19 protein-coding genes, 1 tRNA gene and 1 other RNA gene are annotated in these 19,231 nt (G+C 45.7%); 20 read left to right on the top strand and 1 reads right to left on the bottom strand.

Going from position 1 to position 19,231, the window contains the following annotated elements; all coding sequences use genetic code 11:
* The first annotated feature begins 267 nt into the window (after window positions 1–267).
* From RRU94_RS11220 to RRU94_RS11240, 5 genes are read left to right on the top strand one after another with little or no spacing between them, the layout of a single operon-like run.
* On the top strand, window positions 268–726 hold the full coding sequence (locus RRU94_RS11220; protein ID WP_309091106.1) for an NUDIX hydrolase: 459 nt from the start codon (window positions 268–270) through the stop codon (window positions 724–726).
* Window positions 727–746: 20 nt separating this feature from the next.
* Window positions 747–1,628 carry an RNase adapter RapZ gene (rapZ, locus tag RRU94_RS11225; protein ID WP_315694355.1) on the top strand — a complete coding sequence of 294 codons (882 nt, stop codon included), beginning with the start codon at window positions 747–749 and terminating at the stop codon, window positions 1,626–1,628.
* Window positions 1,625–2,584, top strand: coding sequence for a gluconeogenesis factor YvcK family protein (locus RRU94_RS11230; protein ID WP_315694357.1), 960 nt, complete (start codon window positions 1,625–1,627; stop codon window positions 2,582–2,584). Before rapZ ends, RRU94_RS11230 begins: the two co-directional genes overlap by 4 nt.
* 28 nt (window positions 2,585–2,612) lie before the next feature.
* A complete protein-coding gene (whiA, locus tag RRU94_RS11235) occupies window positions 2,613–3,566 on the top strand; it encodes a DNA-binding protein WhiA (protein WP_315694358.1) in 954 nt (317 codons plus the stop codon).
* A 15-nt stretch (window positions 3,567–3,581) separates the two neighbouring features.
* Window positions 3,582–3,845 carry an HPr family phosphocarrier protein gene (locus tag RRU94_RS11240; protein WP_315694359.1) on the top strand — a complete coding sequence of 88 codons (264 nt, stop codon included), beginning with the start codon at window positions 3,582–3,584 and terminating at the stop codon, window positions 3,843–3,845.
* A gap of 187 nt (window positions 3,846–4,032) precedes the next feature.
* Here RRU94_RS11240 and RRU94_RS11245 read toward each other — a convergent pair.
* Window positions 4,033–4,104: transfer RNA gene (locus tag RRU94_RS11245), tRNA-Arg, on the bottom strand.
* A 223-nt stretch (window positions 4,105–4,327) separates the two neighbouring features.
* Here RRU94_RS11245 and clpP point away from each other — a divergent pair.
* The 15 genes from clpP to RRU94_RS11320 all read left to right on the top strand — a co-directional run bounded on the left by clpP (window position 4,328) and on the right by RRU94_RS11320 (window position 19,215).
* On the top strand, window positions 4,328–4,933 hold the full coding sequence (gene clpP / locus RRU94_RS11250; protein WP_242231838.1) for an ATP-dependent Clp endopeptidase proteolytic subunit ClpP: 606 nt from the start codon (window positions 4,328–4,330) through the stop codon (window positions 4,931–4,933).
* Between the two features lie 79 nt (window positions 4,934–5,012).
* Window positions 5,013–6,344, top strand: coding sequence for an RNA polymerase factor sigma-54 (rpoN, locus tag RRU94_RS11255; RefSeq protein WP_315694361.1), 1,332 nt, complete (start codon window positions 5,013–5,015; stop codon window positions 6,342–6,344).
* A 10-nt stretch (window positions 6,345–6,354) separates the two neighbouring features.
* Window positions 6,355–6,600 carry a glutaredoxin family protein gene (locus RRU94_RS11260; RefSeq protein ID WP_315694362.1) on the top strand — a complete coding sequence of 82 codons (246 nt, stop codon included), beginning with the start codon at window positions 6,355–6,357 and terminating at the stop codon, window positions 6,598–6,600.
* 154 nt (window positions 6,601–6,754) lie between these two features.
* Window positions 6,755–7,786, top strand: coding sequence for a sugar-binding transcriptional regulator (locus RRU94_RS11265; protein ID WP_251270016.1), 1,032 nt, complete (start codon window positions 6,755–6,757; stop codon window positions 7,784–7,786).
* 67 nt (window positions 7,787–7,853) lie between these two features.
* A complete protein-coding gene (gene gap / locus RRU94_RS11270; protein ID WP_315694364.1) occupies window positions 7,854–8,861 on the top strand; it encodes a type I glyceraldehyde-3-phosphate dehydrogenase in 1,008 nt (335 codons plus the stop codon).
* A gap of 212 nt (window positions 8,862–9,073) precedes the next feature.
* Window positions 9,074–10,255: a phosphoglycerate kinase gene (locus RRU94_RS11275; protein WP_315694365.1), complete on the top strand. Its 1,182-nt coding sequence runs from the start codon at window positions 9,074–9,076 to the stop codon at window positions 10,253–10,255.
* Between the two features lie 29 nt (window positions 10,256–10,284).
* Window positions 10,285–11,046 (top strand): triose-phosphate isomerase, encoded by a 762-nt coding sequence (tpiA, locus tag RRU94_RS11280; RefSeq protein ID WP_251270013.1) that lies wholly within the window; start codon window positions 10,285–10,287, stop codon window positions 11,044–11,046.
* Window positions 11,039–12,574 (top strand): 2,3-bisphosphoglycerate-independent phosphoglycerate mutase, encoded by a 1,536-nt coding sequence (gene gpmI, locus RRU94_RS11285; RefSeq protein ID WP_315694367.1) that lies wholly within the window; start codon window positions 11,039–11,041, stop codon window positions 12,572–12,574. The genes tpiA and gpmI overlap by 8 nt, the downstream gene beginning before the upstream one ends.
* Before the next feature lie 15 nt (window positions 12,575–12,589).
* Window positions 12,590–13,885 carry a phosphopyruvate hydratase gene (eno, locus tag RRU94_RS11290; protein ID WP_242231831.1) on the top strand — a complete coding sequence of 432 codons (1,296 nt, stop codon included), beginning with the start codon at window positions 12,590–12,592 and terminating at the stop codon, window positions 13,883–13,885.
* A gap of 102 nt (window positions 13,886–13,987) precedes the next feature.
* Complete coding sequence (gene secG / locus RRU94_RS11295; protein WP_251270011.1) at window positions 13,988–14,224, top strand: preprotein translocase subunit SecG; 237 nt, start codon at window positions 13,988–13,990, stop codon at window positions 14,222–14,224.
* Between the two features lie 81 nt (window positions 14,225–14,305).
* Entirely contained in the window at window positions 14,306–15,052 is a 747-nt protein-coding gene (locus RRU94_RS11300; RefSeq protein ID WP_251270010.1) for an alpha/beta hydrolase, read from the top strand.
* Between the two features lie 25 nt (window positions 15,053–15,077).
* Entirely contained in the window at window positions 15,078–17,438 is a 2,361-nt protein-coding gene (gene rnr / locus RRU94_RS11305; protein WP_315694368.1) for a ribonuclease R, read from the top strand.
* 18 nt (window positions 17,439–17,456) lie between these two features.
* Complete coding sequence (gene smpB / locus RRU94_RS11310; protein WP_046174343.1) at window positions 17,457–17,924, top strand: SsrA-binding protein SmpB; 468 nt, start codon at window positions 17,457–17,459, stop codon at window positions 17,922–17,924.
* Window positions 17,925–18,041: 117 nt separating this feature from the next.
* Window positions 18,042–18,403: a transfer-messenger RNA gene (gene ssrA, locus RRU94_RS11315) on the top strand.
* 125 nt (window positions 18,404–18,528) lie between these two features.
* Window positions 18,529–19,215: an acetyltransferase gene (locus RRU94_RS11320; RefSeq protein ID WP_315694369.1), complete on the top strand. Its 687-nt coding sequence runs from the start codon at window positions 18,529–18,531 to the stop codon at window positions 19,213–19,215.
* The last annotated feature ends 16 nt before the right edge of the window (window positions 19,216–19,231 follow it).

The following is a 19,231-nucleotide window of genomic DNA, read 5'->3' on the forward strand; positions in this document are numbered from 1 at the left end:
TAGCGACAGGACGTCGCGCTTTTAGCCTTTGATCCTTTATAAAATAATGCTCTAACATTGTCCAGCTGCAACGGCCAGCCCCTCGGGGTCATAAGTCAACCTGTCTATGTGGCAAAAAGCGCCACTCCGACAGGTCGTCTTATGCCTGTCGGGGCTAAACGGCCGTTTTCGCTTTTCTTATGAAAAACACCCGGCAGCGTTGCACTTATTCGGCTGTCACCGTATAATGAAGGAAATATCTGTTGGCAGTTTGACGGGGGTGTTATTGTGCAGCGTGTCACAAATTGTGTATTGATGAGAGATGGGCAGGTTTTATTAATGCAAAAGCCCCGCCGTAATTGGTGGGTGGCGCCAGGAGGCAAAATGGAGCCTGGTGAATCCGTACGGGATGCAGTGATTCGAGAGTATCGGGAGGAAACAGGTTTATATTTGCGAAACCCGAATGTAAAAGGAATTTTCACATTTATTATTAAAGATGGCGAAAAAGTGATGGATGAATGGATGATGTTCACTTTTTTTGCAGACCAGGCCGATGGCAGTCCGCTGACTCACACGCGGGAAGGCGATTTGCACTGGAAGCCGGTTGAAGAATTAAAAGAACTGCCGATGGCAGAAGGAGATCGCCATCTGCTTGAATATATGGTGCATGGGACCGGCCTGCTTTATGGAGCCTTTACATATACACCTGATTTTGAGTTGATCTCGTATCGACTGGACCCAAGCTGATGGAAGAGAGGGGACTAACAATGGCGAATGATGTACAGCTTGTAATTATTACAGGAATGTCTGGAGCTGGTAAAACGGTGGCCGTTCAAAGCTTTGAGGATCTTGGCTTTTATTGTATGGACAATTTGCCGCCAACACTCCTGCAGCCGTTTTTAACGTTGATGAAAGATTCGGGGCAAAAGCTAAAAAAAGTAGCCATCGTTATGGACATGCGCGGTCGTGAATTTTTTGACCACCTACAAACCGCTCTTGATGAAGCGGCAGAAACATTAAACACGGCACCAAGAGTGTTATTTTTAGATGCAGAAGATGAAGTATTGGTGCGCCGGTATAAAGAAACACGCCGTACGCATCCTCTGTCGCGTGATGATCGCCCGCTTGACGGCATTCATCAGGAGCGTGAGCTGTTAAACGACCTGCGCGGCCGTGCAAATATGATTTTAAATACATCTCAAATGAAGCCAAAGGATTTGCGTGAAAATATTATGAGAGAGTTTTCACCAAATAAACAGGCGTCTTTTACGGTAAATGTTATGTCATTCGGCTTTAAGCATGGCCTTCCGATTGACGCGGATCTTGTTTTTGATGTTCGTTTTTTGCCGAATCCGCACTATATTGAGCACATGCGTCCACGAACAGGACTTGAAACAGACGTGGCTGAATATGTGATGAAATGGAATGACACACAGAAGTTTTTAGAAAAAGTGACCGATTTGCTGACCTTTATGCTGCCGCATTATAAAATGGAAGGCAAATCACAGCTGGTGATTGCCATTGGCTGTACTGGCGGACAGCACCGGTCTGTCGCTTTGGCGGAGTATTTGGCCAATCATTTTTCAGACGGGTACAAAACACGCGTGACACACCGTGACATTGACAAGCGAAAGGCCCCAAAAGCATGACGTCCCGGCAGCCGAAAGTTGTCATAGTCGGCGGGGGGACCGGTCTTTCAGTCCTGCTTCGGGGGCTTAAGCGCCATCCGATTGACCTTACCGCCATTGTCACTGTAGCAGATGACGGGGGCAGTTCTGGAAGGCTCCGGTCCGAACTAAACATTCCGCCGCCTGGTGATATTCGCAATGTGCTGGCGGCGCTTTCCGATGTAGAGCCGCTCGTAGAGTCTTTGTTTCAGCATCGGTTTACAACAAACAATGAATTGTCAGGGCACGCCCTTGGCAATTTAATGATTGCCGCACTTTCTTCGATTACAGGCGATTTCGGGCATGCGATTCAGGAAATGAGCCGGGTGCTCAATGTTCGGGGAAAAGTGCTTCCGGCTGCCAATCAAAGCGTTGTACTTCATGCGGAGATGGAAGACGGGACGGTTGTGTCCGGTGAATCTAAAATCCCCTATTCTGGCAAAAAAATCCGCCGGGTGTTTTTAACACCGGAGCACATTGAGCCGCTTCCAGAAACGATCCGTTCTATTCGGGAAGCAGATATGATTATTCTCGGTCCAGGCAGTTTATATACAAGTATTCTGCCGAATTTGCTTGTGCCTGGAATAGGGGAAGAAGTTTGTGCTTCAAAGGCAAAAAAAGTGTATATCTGCAATTTAATGACACAGGCAGGGGAAACCCTTGATTTTACAGCATCAGATCATGTTCAAGCGATCTATGATCACTTGAACTGCTCGGCGATGGACACGATTTTAGTAAATAAGGAACCCGTTCCGGCAGACATACAGGAACTGTACAAAGAAGAAATGGCGAAACCGGTTGTGTATGACGTGGAAAGGCTGCGGGGGCTCGGGCTGGATGCCATTTTTGATGACATTCTGACATTCGAGAATTCTACAATCCGCCATGATACAGCCAAAGTCGCTGAAATACTTGTGCGCCTCATCCCAAAACGGTAAGCGGGTATCAAGAGAGGAGTGGATGGTGGTGTCTTTTGCATCAGAAACAAAAAAAGAGTTAACGACGATTGAAACAAGCGGATGCTGCGCGAAAGCAGAGCTATCTGCCCTGATCCGGATGAATGGCTCCCTGTCGTTTTCAAACCGGCAGCTTGTTGTAAACATTCAAACGGAAAATGCGGCCATTGCCCGGCGCATTTATGTATTAATTAAACGAAATTATGACGCGGCGGTTGAATTGCTGGTCCGCAAAAAAATGCGGTTAAAGAAAAATAATGTCTATATTGTGCGGTTAAAGGAAGATGCACAGGTTATATTAGACGACTTGGGCATTATCGAAGACGGCTTTTCGTTTATTCATCATATTGCTTCACGGATAACGGAAAAAAATTGCTGCCAGCGTGCGTATCTGCGCGGCGCTTTTTTAGCGGGGGGCTCGGTCAACAATCCGGAAACCTCGTCTTACCATTTGGAGATTTTTTCTTTATATCAGGAGCATAATGAAGCGTTATGCACTTTAATGAATGAATTTAGCTTGAATGCGAAAACGCTCGAACGAAAAAAAGGATTTATTACGTATTTAAAAGAAGCAGAAAAAATTTCTGATTTCTTTAGTATTGTAGGAGCGCACAGCGCGCTCATGCGGTTTGAAGACGTGCGGATTGTCCGTGACATGAGAAACTCCGTCAACCGTCTTGTAAACTGTGAAACAGCGAATTTGAACAAAACGATCGGGGCGGCTTTGCGCCAGGTCGAAAATATAAAGTTTATTGATCAAACGGTCGGTCTCGGTATTTTGCCGGACCGGCTGCGTGAAATTGCAGAGCTGCGGGTTCTTCATCAAGATGTAACATTAAAAGAGCTTGGAGAAATGGTATCAGGCGCAGCAATCAGCAAATCAGGCATTAACCACCGTCTGCGCAAAATTGACGAAATAGCAGATAAGATCCGGGCCGGTGAAATGGCGGCAGCCGAGAAATAAAAAGGATGTGGCAACATGGCAGAAAAAACAGTACATGTACAATTAAAATCTGGTTTACAGGCAAGACCGGCTGCTCTTTTTGTACAGGAAGCAGCTCGCTTTCATTCGGAAATTTTTCTTGAGAAAGACGGAAGAAAATATAATGCGAAAAGCATTATGGGGATCATGAGCATTGCTTTGAACACCGGAGAAGAAGTGACAATCAGCGCAGAAGGCCGCGACAGCGAGGAAGCGGTTGAAAAAATGGCTTCACTCATCGAACGGGAAGAATGGATGTAAGAAAGCGCCCTGCCAATTCGGCAGGGCGCTTTTTTTGCACAATAGACAGAAGCTGCATTACAGAAGGGTGATTGATATGCCAAAAGAGCGGATGACGGGTCAGGCTGCTCACATCTTAACTCTGTCATAGGTGAAAAAGAAAAATAAAAAACCAGCAGCTTAAAGAATAAGCCGCTGGTTTTTGGGACGTCCTCGGCAGGAATCGAACCTGCATTTCAAGCTTCGGAGGCTTGCGTGCTATCCGTTGCACCACGAGGACATGTGAATTACAGTACAATTTAAGATTATAGAGTAAGGTTTGAATAAATGCAATAGAAATTCGAAAAAATATTTGCGGAAAGAAAAACAATTTCGTTTAGCAGGATTTTGAAAGGGAAAAGAAGAAAACGTACATAAACAAAAGCATAATGTTTGACCTTCACTGACCTTGGATTGTATGATGGTTAAACAATAAAGCTATTATCCAAAGGAGGAACCACAATATGAATTTAATTCCTACAGTTATTGAACAAACAAACCGCGGTGAACGCGCGTATGACATTTATTCTCGTTTGTTGAAAGACCGCATTATTATGCTTGGAAGCGGCATTGATGATAATGTGGCAAACTCAATCGTAGCTCAGCTTTTGTTCCTTGAAGCGGAAAACCCAGAAAAAGATATTTCTATCTACATCAACAGCCCGGGCGGCAGTATCACAGCTGGTATGGCGATCTACGATACAATGCAGTTTATTAAACCGAATGTACAGACGATCTGTATCGGTATGGCTGCTTCCATGGGGGCTTTCCTTCTTGCTGCAGGTACACCAGGCAAGCGTTACGCTCTTCCGAACAGTGAAGTCATGATTCACCAGCCGCTTGGCGGAGCACAGGGCCAGGCAACAGAAATTGAAATTGCAGCGAAGCGTATTCTATTCCTTCGTGAGAAATTAAACGGCATCCTGTCAGAGCGCACTGGCCAGCCGCTTGAAGTCATTGCACGCGATACAGACCGGGATAACTTTATGACAGCGGATCGTGCGAAAGAATATGGCCTTGTAGACCATATCGTTACACGTAATGAAGTTACAAACAAAGAAGAAAAATAAGGAATTTCAAAAGACCTGCTGCAGCGGGTCTTTTTTTTCATGCCGCTAATCTGTATAATAGCGGTAAGGGGGAGATGGGATGAACATGCAAATGAAGCCGGGACTCTGGCAGCAGCAGACGATGAAGCTGGCCATGACGCAGGAATTAACGCAGGCCATTACATTGCTTCAATATTCAGCGCAGGAGCTGGCAGCGTTTTTGGAAACAAAGGCCGTCGAGAACCCGTTTATTCAATTAGAAACGCCTTCATTGAAAGCGCTTCATAAAAAAGAGCGTGCCCAGTCAGGAGCAAAAGCGGCAGATGATAAAAACTGGATCGAGCACATTGCGGATTCTTCTTATACCATCACGGATTATGTGCAGGCTCAATTTCAGTTGAAAGAATTAACGGATAAACAAAAACGGATTCTTCGTTTTTTATTAGATAACATGGACGAAAACGGCTATATGACAATTGATAGCAAGGAAGCAGCCGTCTTGATGGGGGAGAACAAAGACGAAGTCCAATTGGTACTCGATATGATCAAGTGGATGGAGCCGGCAGGAATTGGAGCCGGCAGTTTGCAGGAATGTCTTCTTCTGCAGGTGGAACGGCGCCTGGATGCACCTTTTTTAGCGGAGACGATTCTTCGCAGTCATTTTATCGAGTTTGCCAATAAAACATGGAAGCCGCTCGCCAAAAAGCTTGGTGTTGAACTAAAGGACATTCAGCAGGCGGCTGATTTTATTCGAACGTTAAATCCAAAGCCGGGTGCTTCTTTCGGAAACGGGTCTTCCTGCTATGTTCAGCCTGATGTAGCGGTAACCGTTAGCGGAGAGACCATAGAAGTCCATCTTTATGATGACGACTTACCGAAAGTTATTTTTGAAAAAGAATATTTTAATGAATTGGCTTCACACGCGGACAAAGAAGTGAAGCGGTTTATAAAAGAAAAAGAAAAAGACTATCAGTGGCTTATGAGAAGCCTTGAGCAAAGACAGCAGACCATACAGCGGGTAGGACTTAAAATTGTAGAAAAGCAGCGCCGTTTTTTCTTTGACGGACCGGGCTCTCTGCAGCCGCTTACGATGAAAGACATTGCTGAAGAGCTGAACATTCATGAATCAACCGTAAGCCGGACCGTACGGGGGAAGTACATGCAGACTCCGTTTGGCACATACGAATTAAAAACCTTTTTCCCATCCGGTATGGCTGCCTCCTCAGAAGAAGGCGAAACAGCCTCTTCCAACCAGGTGAAAATACGTATTCAAGCGCTCGTCTCAGCGGAAGACAAGAGAAAGCCGCTGTCTGACCAGGCTATTTGTTCTGCGCTTTTAAAAGAAGGGATGGCTGTTTCAAGAAGAACAGTCGCCAAATACAGAGAACAATTAAATATACCATCTTCAGCAAAGCGCAAAAGATATGAATAAGAGTGATCATATGACGATTTATTTTTATACAAGACCAGGCTGCCATTTGTGTGACGACGCTAAAAAAGTCGTCGTCCCCATCGCGCAGGAATTGAATATAGAGATGCTTGAACGAAACATTGATACAAAAGATGAATGGACAGAAAAATACGGATTAATGATTCCGGTTGTTGAAATGGGGGGAGAGCTTATGGCTTATGGCCACGTGGAACGCCTCTCTCTCTTAACACAACTGAAAGGAAGAGTTAACGAATAATTTAAAAAAATAACGAGCTCTTTTCGTTGATTTTTAAATAATGCCCTGCTACAATGGATTTGTAAGCAGGGAAAAATTTTTTTCGCCGGGGTGGGACATTAAAAGTTTCAACTGGGACGAAAGAGAACCCAAAGACCGAAGAGGAGCGCGGGATATGAAACCGATCTTAAATATTCAACAGCAGCTCGTACCGGACCTGCTTGACATTATGCAAAAACGCTATCGTCTTTTGCAGGCGGTTCGAATTGCCGGGACAGCTGGCAGACGTACGCTTGCCCAGTCACTAAGCATGACGGAACGTGTTGTAAGAAGCGAAGCGGAGTTTTTAAAAGAGCGCGGACTGCTCGATTTCAGTGCATCAGGCATGAAATTAACAGAAACGGGTATGGATGTGGTGAGGGAGCTGGAAGAGCTGATGCTCGAGCTTAAAGGCATTGATTCAATGGCCGAAGAGCTGAAGGCCCGCTACAATTTATCGGAAGCTGTTATTGTGCCTGGCAATTGTGATGAATCGGCATTCGTGAAAAAAGCAATCGGTGAGGCGTGCGTAAGCCGCATAAAGAGCAGGCTCAGCGGTAAAACTATCATCGCTGTAACAGGCGGCTCGACAATGGCGGAAGCAGCAAGAACGATGAAACCGGATTTTGCAGAAGGGAAACAAGTGTTATTTGTGCCGGCGCGGGGCGGTATTGGGGATGATGTCCGCAATGAAGCCAACACGATCGCTGCATTAATGGCACAGAATACAAACGGGTCACACCGTGTGTTGTACGCGCCAGAGCGAATCAGCCCTGACGTGCGCGAATCTCTTCTTCAGGAGCCGGCGATCAAAGAAGCAGTCAGCATGATCCAGTCTGCAGACATTGTTCTCCATGGCGTCGGGAATGCAATTTCGATGGCAAAGCGCCGCAAAACACCAGAAGCGGAACTTGCGATGCTGGAACAAAATGAAGCAGTAGCAGAGGCATTTGGCTACTATTTCAACAAAGAAGGCGAAGTGATTCAGAAGCTATCAACAATCGGTTTGAAACTGGATGATCTGCAGCATGCCAAAGTCGTAATTGCGGCGGCAGGCGGCGCATCAAAAGGCAAAGCGATTCGTTCATATTTAAACGGATCACCAAAGCTCGATATTTTAGTGACAGACGAAGCAGCCGCAAGAGAATTGCTTGAAGACCTATCTTAACGCGAACATCCGGCAGTTCTCATTTGAACTGGCGGTTTGATAAACAATTTCGAGGAGGAAATCACTCATGGCAGTAAAAATTGGTATTAATGGTTTTGGACGTATTGGACGTAACGTATTCCGCGCAGCACTTAAAAATCCGGAAGTTGATGTTGTAGCAATCAACGACCTTACAGATGCAAATATGCTTGCACACCTTTTAAAATACGATACAGTTCACGGCACACTTGACGCGGATGTAACAGTTGACGGCGATACAATCGTTGTAAACGGCGAGCGCGTAAAAGTAACAGCTGAACGCGATCCAGCACAAATTCCTTGGGCAGCTAACGGTGCGGAAGTAGTTGTTGAATCAACTGGCCGTTTCACAAAACGTGCAGACGCAGCGAAACACCTTGAAGGCGGCGCGAAAAAAGTCATCATCTCTGCTCCGGCATCTGATGAAGATATCACAATTGTTATGGGTGTTAACGAAGATAAATACGATGCAGCGAACCACCAAGTTATTTCAAATGCATCTTGTACAACAAACTGCTTGGCTCCATTTGCAAAAGTATTGAACGAAAAATTCGGTATCGTACGCGGTATGATGACAACAGTTCACTCTTACACAAATGACCAGCAAATTCTTGACCTGCCACACTCTGACTACCGTCGTGCGCGTGCAGCAGCAGAAAACATGATCCCAACTTCTACAGGTGCAGCGAAAGCCGTTTCTCTTGTGCTTCCTGAATTGAAAGGCAAACTAAACGGTATGGCTATGCGCGTTCCAACACCAAACGTTTCTGTAGTTGACCTTGTAGCAGAATTGAAGCAGGATGTAACAGCTGAAGAAGTAAACGAAGCGCTAAAAGCAGCTGCTGAAGGCGACCTTAAAGGTATTCTTGCTTACACTGAGCTTCCACTTGTATCATCTGATTACAATGGCTCACCAGCTTCTTCAACAATCGATGCTCTTTCAACGATGGTTATGGAAGGCAACATGGTAAAAGTTCTTTCTTGGTACGATAACGAGAACGGCTACTCAAACCGCGTTGTTGACCTTGCTCAATACATCGCTGCAAAAGGTCTTTAATTAAAACACACTGATTTTTTAAGCTATAACTTGGAAATCAACAGTTCACCATCTATAATGAAAAGGTGAAACGGGGAGCGGGATACAATCCCCGCTCCCTTTTTTTGTGTGTAAGCCGTTATCTGTTCCGCTGCTAAAGCAGCGTCGAACGATGTCGGCGGAATGCTGCACGCTTAGCTTTCGCTTTTCAATTACACTGGGAGGTCTTCTTGATGAACAAAAAGACAATTAAAGATTTGGACTTGAAAGGTAAACGCGTTTTTTGCCGCGTTGACTTCAACGTTCCGATGAAAGATGGCAAAATTACGGATGATACACGTATCCGTGCCGCGATTCCGACAATTGAGTATTTGTCTGAACAGGGAGCCATCGTCCTTCTGGCAAGCCACCTTGGCCGTCCAAAAGGAGAAGTAAACGAAGAGATGCGCCTGACAGAAGCTGGACGCCGCTTGGCTGAGCTTACAGGCAAACAAATCGCCAAAGTGGATGAAGCTTACGGCGACAGTGTGAAAGAAGCGATTTCTGGCATGAAAGAAGGCGACATTCTTCTTCTTGAAAACGTTCGTTTCTATCCGGGCGAAGAAAAGAATGATCCAGAGCTGGCAAAAGAATTTGCTTCGCTTGCAGACATCTATGTAAATGACGCGTTTGGTGCGGCTCACCGTGCTCATGCTTCTACAGAGGGAATTGCTCATCTTCTTCCATCTGCTTCCGGCTTCTTGATGCAAAAAGAATTGGATGTGCTTGGAAAAGCATTGTCTGAGCCAGATCGTCCGTTTACAGCGATCGTCGGCGGAGCGAAAGTAAGAGACAAAATCGGTGTGATTGATCACCTGCTTGATAGAGTAGATAACTTGATCATTGGCGGCGGTCTTGCGTATACATTCGTAAAAGCTCTTGGCCATGAAATCGGAAAATCTCTTTTAGAAGAAGACAAAATGGATCTGGCAAAAGAATTTATGAAAAAAGCCGAAGAAAAAGGCGTGAAATTCTTGATGCCGGTTGATGTTACTGTAGCAGATGATTTTGGTGAGCATGCAAACACAAAAATTGTACCAATCGATCAAATTCCAGCTGACTGGGAAGCACTTGATATCGGACCAAAAACGATTGAATTGTATGCAGAAACCATTAAAAACTCAAAACTTGTCATTTGGAACGGCCCAATGGGTGTATTTGAACTTGATAAGTTTGCAAAAGGAACAAGAGGTGTGGCACAAGCACTCGCTGATTCTGATGCGTATTCTGTTATTGGCGGCGGCGATTCAGCAGCAGCGGTTGAAAAATTCGACCTTGCGGACAAAATGAGCCACATTTCAACAGGCGGCGGCGCGAGCCTTGAGTTTATGGAAGGTAAAGAACTTCCAGGCGTTACAGCGCTTGACGATAAGTAATTTCGAAGCAGCAGAAGGGAGATTTATTCATGCGTAGACCGATCATTGCAGGAAACTGGAAAATGAATAAAACGCTTAGCGAAGCAATTGAGTTCGCAAACGATGTAAAAGGAAAAGTACCATCATCAGAACAAGTGGACAGCGTAATTGGTGCGCCTGCTTTGTTCCTTGGACAGCTTGTTGAAGCGGTAAAAGGAACAGATGTGAAAATCAGTGCACAAAACGCTCATTTTGAAGACAACGGAGCCTTTACAGGTGAAATCAGCCCGAAAGCACTTGCGGACCTTGGAGTTGAATATGTGATCATCGGCCATTCAGAGCGCCGTGAAATGTTCAACGAAACAGACGAGTCTGTAAATAAAAAAGCAAAAGCGATCTTTAACCATGGCATGACACCAATCATTTGCTGCGGTGAAACGCTTGAACAGCGTGAAGCAGGCGAAACAAATGCATTTGTTTCAGGTCAAATTAAAGCAGCACTTGAAGGCTTATCAGAAGAGCAAGTAAGCAGCTCTGTTATTGCTTATGAGCCAATCTGGGCAATCGGTACAGGCAAATCGTCTTCATCAAACGATGCAAACGAAGTGTGTGCAGAAATCCGTGAAACAGTTCGCAGCCTTTATTCAGACAAAGCAGCTGATTCTGTCCGTATCCAATACGGCGGCAGTGTAAAACCTGAAAACATTGCAGAATATATGGCACAGCCGGATATCGACGGCGCACTTGTCGGCGGCGCAAGCTTGGATGCGGCATCATACCTTGCTCTTTTGGAGGCTGTAAACAATGGCTAAAGGACCGGTTGCGCTCATTATTCTCGACGGGTTCGCCTGCCGGGCTGAAACGAGCGGTAATGCGGTCGCGCAGGCCAATAAGCCGAATTTTGACCGCTACTGGAACCAATTCCCTCATGCACAGTTGACAGCAAGCGGAGAAGCAGTAGGTCTTCCAGAGGGCCAAATGGGCAACTCGGAAGTAGGTCATATGAATATTGGTGCTGGGCGGATTGTATACCAAAGCTTAACAAGAATTAACATCGCGATTCGTGAAGGGGAATTCTTTGAAAATGAGCAGTTCGTAAAAGCAGCTGAGCATGCGAAGAAAAACGGAACAGCTCTTCATTTGTTTGGGCTTCTGTCTGATGGTGGCGTACATAGCCATATTGATCATTTAAAAGCGCTGCTTGAGTTTGCAAAACGGCAGGGTCTTGAAAAAGTGTATGTTCACGCTTTTCTGGACGGCCGCGATGTTGGACCTAAAACAGCAAAAGGCTACATTGAAGATGTACAAGCGAAAATGGATGAGCTTGGTGTTGGACAGTTTGCGACAATTTCTGGACGCTATTATGCAATGGACCGCGATAACCGCTGGGATCGTGTTCAAAAAGCATATGATGCAATTGCGCAAAACGATGCACCAAAGTTTGATGATCCGCTTGAAGCACTTGAAGCCTCTTACGCAGCGGACGTTGTCGATGAATTTTTTGTACCGGCTGTCATCACCGGTAAAAACGGTAAGCCAATTGCGAAAGTTCAAGATAACGACGCCGTAATTTTCTTTAACTTCCGTCCTGACCGGGCGATTCAGTTAGCGAATGTGTTTACAAACGAAGACTTTATGGGATTCGATCGTGGCGAATTCCGTCCTAAAGACTTGTTCTTCGTCTGCATGACACCATATTCGGAAACAGTTAAAGGCGTTATCGCGTATAACAAAACAGATTTATCAAATACTGTCGGGGAAGTATTAGCCAACAACAATCTTCGCCAGCTTCGCATTGCGGAAACGGAAAAATACCCGCACGTTACGTTCTTTATGAGCGGCGGCCGTGAAGGGGAATTCCCTGGTGAAAAACGAATCTTGGTAAACTCACCGAAAGTGGCAACATACGATTTGCAGCCAGAGATGAGCGCATATGAAGTAACGGACGCGTTACTAGCCGAAATCGAAGGCGACAAACAGGATGCGATCATCCTGAACTTTGCAAATCCAGACATGGTTGGCCACTCAGGACTTTTAGAACCGACGATTAAAGCAGTTGAAGTAGTAGATGAGTGCCTGGGACGGGTTGTAGACTTGATCCTGGCAAAAGGCGGCACAGCGATTATTACCGCTGATCACGGTAACGCTGATGAAGTCGTAACCGTAGAAGGCAATCCAATGACGGCTCACACAACGAACCCGGTTCCGGTTATTGTCACAAAAGAAGGCATCACACTGCGCGATGAAGGAATCCTCGGCGATTTGGCGCCAACGATGCTTGATCTATTAAATGTAGAACAGCCAGTTGAAATGACTGGAAAAACATTAATTAACCATTAAGGGAGAGAATAAACAATGCCAGTAATTACAGACGTATATGCACGCGAAGTACTTGATTCACGTGGAAACCCAACAATCGAAGTAGAAGTATACACAGAGTCCGGCGCATTTGGCCGCGCACTTGTTCCATCTGGTGCATCAACAGGTGAATACGAAGCAGTAGAACTTCGTGATGGCGACAAAGGCCGCTACCTTGGCAAAGGTGTTGAGCAGGCTGTTAAAAACGTAAACGAAGTGATCGCTCCAGAAATCGTAGGAAGCTACGTTGTTACAGATCAAATCGGTATCGACAAAGCGATGATCGAGCTTGATGGCACAGAAAACAAAGGCAAGCTAGGCGCAAACGCAATCCTTGGTGTATCTATGGCCGTTGCACATGCAGCAGCTGACTACCATGGTGTATACCTTTATGAATACCTTGGCGGCGTAAACGGCAAGCAGCTTCCTGTTCCAATGATGAATATCGTAAACGGCGGCGAGCATGCGGATAACAACGTTGATATCCAGGAATTCATGATCATGCCTGTTGGCGCGCCTACATTTAAAGAAGCGCTTCGCACGGGAGCAGAAATTTTCCATAACCTAAAAGCGGTTCTTCATGAAAAAGGCTTGAACACAGCAGTTGGTGACGAAGGTGGTTTCGCGCCAAACCTTGGTTCAAACGAAGAAGCTCTTCAAACAATTATCGAAGCAATCGAACGTGCTGGCTACAAACCAGGCGAAGAAGTTAAATTGGCAATGGACGCTGCTTCTTCTGAGTTCTACAACAAAGAAGACGGCAAATACCACCTTTCTGGCGAAGGCGTTGTGAAAACATCTGCAGAAATGGTTGACTGGTACGAAGAAATGGCAAACAAATACCCAATCGTTTCAATCGAAGATGGTTTGGATGAAAACGACTGGGAAGGCCACAAATTGCTTACTGAGCGCCTTGGTGATCGTGTACAGCTTGTTGGTGATGACTTGTTCGTTACAAACACGAAAAAGCTTTCTGAAGGTATTAAAAACGGCGTAGGTAACTCTATTCTAATCAAAGTAAACCAAATCGGTACATTAACTGAAACGTTTGATGCAATCGAAATGGCAAAACGCGCTGGCTATACAGCGGTTATCTCTCACCGTTCTGGTGAAACAGAAGATGCAACAATTGCTGATATCGCAGTTGCAACAAACGCTGGCCAAATTAAAACAGGTGCACCGTCACGTACGGATCGCGTAGCAAAATACAACCAGCTTCTTCGCATTGAAGACAACCTGGGTGAACTTGCTCAATACCTTGGCAACGACACATTCTACAACTTGAAAAAATAAGAACAAACGAAAGCCCGGCGGCCGCCGGGCTTTTTTGCGCGTGTGCAGAAAGTATGATATAATTCACTCATCTATAGGTTCGTCTTTGATGGAGGTAAAAATATGTTACATACAGTGCTTATTGTACTGCTCGTGATTGTAGCAATTGCGCTTATTGCGGTTGTTTTGCTGCAGTCTGGGAAAAGCTCAGGGCTTTCTGGCGCGATTTCCGGCGGTGCGGAGCAATTGTTTGGAAAACAGAAAGCGCGCGGGATTGACCTTGTGCTGCATCGTTTGACAGTGATTTTGTCTGTTCTGTTTTTTGTTTTAACAATTGCGCTTTCTTACTTTGGTTTATAATAAAAAAGGCGATTCGGCTGAATCGCTTTTTTTTATGCCCCAAAGCCTTCATCATCCGATAAAAGAAAGGAATTGACTCACATGAAATTAACACTGCCAACTCCATTTACATTCGAAGCGGGAAAACGGGCTGTTTTACTTTTACACGGTTTTACTGGAAATTCATCTGACGTGCGCATGATCGGCCGTTTTCTTGAGAAAAATGGGTATACATCACATGCACCACACTATAAAGGACATGCGGTTCCGCCTGAAGAACTAGTGAAAACGGGTCCTGAAGACTGGTGGAAGGATGTGGAGGAAGGCTATCAGCATCTGCTGAACCTTGGCTATGAAGAAATTGCGGTATGCGGACTGTCGCTCGGCGGTGTTTTTGCATTGAAACTCGGTTATACTAAACCTGTAAAGGGTATTATTCCAATGTGTGCCCCAATGTCGATGAAAGACGAGCAGACGATGTACAATGGGGTTGTGGAATACGCACGCGGGTTCAAGAAATTTGAAGGGAAATCCGCTGATGTTATTGAAAAAGAAATAGAAGCCTTTAAACAAACACCGATGAATACGCTGGCGGCGCTTCGTGAGCTTGTACAAGATGTACGCAGCCATATTGACCACATTTATGCACCGGTTTTTGTTGTTCAGGCACGCAACGACAAAATGATTGATACCAACAGCGCCAATGTGATTTTTGAAGGCGTGGAAACAGACGAAAAACAATTGAAGTGGTACGAAGAGTCCGGTCATGTGATTACACTGGATAAAGAAAAAGAGCAGCTGCATGCAGACATTCTTGCCTTTCTCCAAACGCTTGACTGGACCGTGTAACTTCGCAAAAGGAGGCGGGTTCCAGATGGACCAGCACATAGAGAAAATCGTCGATCGATTATTGACGTATATGAAAGAAGAATCGTACAAGCCGCTCACAGTACAGGAGCTTGAAGAAGTGCTTGGCATTGAAGGCTCAGAAGGGTTCCGCGACTTTGTTAAGTCGCTCGTGTACATGGAAGAGCGCGGTTTAGTCGTGCGGACGCGCGCAAATCGATACGGCCTGCCGGAGAAAATGAACCTTGTGCGCGGAAAGATTTCCGGACATGCAAAAGGGTTTGCTTTCCTGCTGCCGGATGAGCAGGGAATGGATGATGTATTTATTCCGCCGCATGAAACGAACGGAGCTCTAAACGGTGATACCGCGCTTGTCCGTGTGACGAAAGAAGACCAAAACGGGACACGCCGGGAAGGTACTGTTGTCCGTATTTTAGAACGCGGCCAGACGGATATTGTTGGTACGTTCATCGACAAAAAAAGCTTTGGCTTTGTGGAAACAGACGATAAAAAATTTACCGCTGATATTTTTATCCCAAAAGAAAAAACAGCCGGTGCGATTGACGGCCACAAAGTTGTTGTCCATATCACGCGCTGGCCGGAAGGACGCCAGGCGGCAGAAGGCGAAGTAAAAGAAATCATCGGGCATAAGAACGACCCTGGCGTCGATATTATGTCGATTATTTATAAACACGGCCTGCCGCAGGAGTTTCCGGAAGAAGTGCTGGAGCAGGCGAATGCGGTGCCGGATGAAATTGATCCGAAAGATATCGCGAACCGCCGGGATCTTCGCGATGAAGTCATCGTGACAATTGATGGAGCGGATGCAAAAGACCTTGATGATGCGGTCACGGTAACCAAGCTTGAGAATGGCAACTATAAGCTCGGCGTTCACATTGCCGACGTCAGCCACTACGTAACGGAAAACTCCCCGATTGACCGGGAAGCCTATGAGCGTGGTACAAGTGTTTATTTAGTGGACCGGGTAATCCCGATGATTCCACACCGCTTGTCCAATGGCATCTGCTCATTGAACCCTAAAGTAGATCGTTTAACAATGTCGTGTGAAATGGAAATTAACGCATCTGGTGAAGTAGTCAGCCATGAAATCTTTGACAGTGTTATCCGAACGACAGAACGAATGACTTATTCAGATGTAAACCGGATTTTGGTTGATAAAGATGAAGCATTGCGCGCTAAGTACGAAGCACTTGTGCCGATGTTTGAGCGAATGGAAGACCTGGCGGCCATTTTACGCCAAAAGCGCACGGACCGGGGTGCCATTGACTTTGATTTCAGGGAAGCAAAAGTGCTTGTAGATGAAGACGGGCATCCGACTGATGTAGTCATTCGGGAACGTTCTGTCGGCGAAAAACTGATTGAAGAATTTATGCTTGCGGCGAATGAAACGGTAGCAGAGCATTTCCACTGGATGGATGTTCCGTTTATATACCGGATTCACGAAGATCCGAAGGAAGATAAATTGCAGCGCTTTTTTGAGTTTTTGACGAATTTTGGCTTGAATGTGAAAGGGACAGCGAATTCTGTTCATCCGCGTGCCCTGCAGGAAATTATTGAAAACGTGAAAGACACGCCGGAAGAAACAGTTATTTCTACTGTTATGCTTCGGTCCATGCAGCAGGCAAAATATAATGCGGACAGCTTAGGGCATTTTGGGCTTGCAGCAGAATTTTACACGCATTTCACCTCGCCAATCCGCCGGTATCCGGATTTGATTGTCCATCGTTTAATTCGCACGTATTTAGTCAACGGTGATCTTACGCCGCAAACACGGGAAAAGTGGGATGCGCGCCTTCCGGAAATCGCTGATCACACATCCAGCATGGAACGCCGGGCTGTTGATGCAGAACGCGATACCGACGAGCTGAAAAAAGCAGAATTTATGCTTGATAAAATCGGTGAAGAGTATGATGGGGTTATCAGCTCTGTTACCAACTTCGGTATGTTTGTGGCGCTTGAAAACACGATTGAGGGTCTGATTCACGTTTCGTATATGACAGATGATTATTATCGTTATGATGAACGCCACTATGCCATGATCGGTGAGCGGACCGGCAACGTCTTCCGCATTGGGGACGAAATTACCGTCCGTGTGCGTGATGTAAATAAAGACGAACAGTCTGTCGATTTTGAAATCGTGGGCATGAAAAAACAGCGCCAGCGTCCAGCTGGAATAGAGGGCAAAGCGGATAAAAAGCCGCGCGGCCGCGGCAAGAAAGCACAAGCCATTAAACGGGAAGACAGACCGTCGAGAAAACCGGCGCTTCCAGATGTGAAAGAGGGCGGCGAATGGTCGAACCAGCCGCCGAAAAAAAAGAAAAAACGTAAATTTTATGAAGGAATTGCGAAGAAAAAGAAACGCAAGTAAGAAAGTGGGGATGAGCCAATGCCAAAGGGAGAAGGAAAAGTGGTCGCGCAAAATAAAAAAGCGCGCCACGATTACTTTATTGAAGAAACATATGAAGCGGGTCTTGTGCTTTTAGGAACCGAAATTAAAGCAATCCGGGCGGGACGAGTGAATTTAAAAGATTCATTCGCCCGCATTCGAAATGGCGAACTGTTCGTCCACAATATGCATATCAGCCCGTACGAGCAGGGAAATATTCATAACCATGAACCGCTCCGTACGCGAAAGCTTCTTCTGCACCGGAAGCAAATTAATACATTGATCGGTGAAACGAAAGAAGCGGGCTACTCGATCGTTCCTTTAAAACTTTATTTAAAAGACGGATATGCAAAATTGTTAATTGGCCTTGCAAAAGGGAAAAAGAAATATGATAAACGCGAAGATTTAAAGCAGAAAGAAGCAAAACGCGACATTGAGCGCGCCTTTCGTGATCGTCAAAAGGGTTGAATAACTAGTTTGTTTGTGGTATGATAGATTCTGTCACGATGAAGCAGCTATGCTTCGATACTACTTTGTCAGGGAATGTCTTAGCATAAGCTAGAACATCCTGTTCAAATCTAATCCGGGGACGTTACGGATTCGACAGGGGTAGTTCGAGCCTGGGCTGCGGGCCAGAGGGTCGGCTCTGTCAAAACGCACTTGCCTATAATAACTGGCAAACAACAAACTCAACTACAAGCTGCCTAATTTAGGTTAGCCTGTGCTCCTCCCGCTGTTGTCCGTGCAGTCGGGTAAGGGGCTCACTTTAAGCGGACTACGCTCAATTCCTCCGCCTGGGGATGAGAGAAGAGACTAATCAGGCTGGCCGATCCAAACGCCTGCTGTGCGGCAGTTGGGCCGGCGAGATCGAAATAGTGCAGCTACGCCCGTAGACGCTCAGGTGCCGTTATCTTTGGACGCGGGTTCGACTCCCGCCGTCTCCATACTTGTATGGAGCACCTATTTATAAAAGCCTTGCGAATTATTCGCAAGGCTTTTTTTGTTTTAGGAAAAGCAACCCTGTCCAGTATTGGCAAAGACAAAGTGCATATAGTCGAGAGGCCGGCATACATTGGTAAAACAATGCGAGGTGATTGGTGTGAAAAAAATCATCATCATCGGTTCAGGTGGACATGCGAGCGTCATTATTGATGCTATTGAAAAGGAAAGAAAATACGCTATATATGGCATTATTGATACGGTTCGTCCTGTTAACACGAGTATATATGGATATCGGATAGTAGGAACAGAGCCCACTTTGCTTAAATTGGGCAAACAGGTGTGTGGAGGCATTGTGGCGATTGAAGACAATTGGACGCGGAAAAAAACGGTTGAAACCATTCGTAAACTCGTCCCTGACTTTTCTTTTGTTTCCATCATACACCCATCGGCCTGCATTAGCAGCAATGTCAAAATAGGAGATGGTACGGTTGTGATGGCAGGTGCGGTCATTAACCGAAATACAATTATAGGAGAGCATTCTATTATTAATACAAACTCCTCAGTTGATCACGACTGCATACTCAGTGACTTTGTCAGCATTGCTCCGGGCGCGGTGCTGGGCAGGAATGTTAAAGCAGGAAACAGTGCAGTTGTATCGCTTGGAGCCAAGGTCATTCACTCAGTGAGTATCGGAGAGCATACCGTTATTGGAGCTGGATCAACGGTGCTTCAAAGTATTGGTCCATACGGGGTTGCATATGGTACTCCTGCTAAAGTAGTACGAACAAGAAAGCAAGAAGACAGTTACTTATCGTAAAGATGGGAAGTTTATT

The sequence above is a fragment of the Domibacillus sp. DTU_2020_1001157_1_SI_ALB_TIR_016 genome (assembly GCF_032341995.1).
Lineage (GTDB): Bacteria > Bacillota > Bacilli > Bacillales > Domibacillaceae > Domibacillus > Domibacillus indicus_A.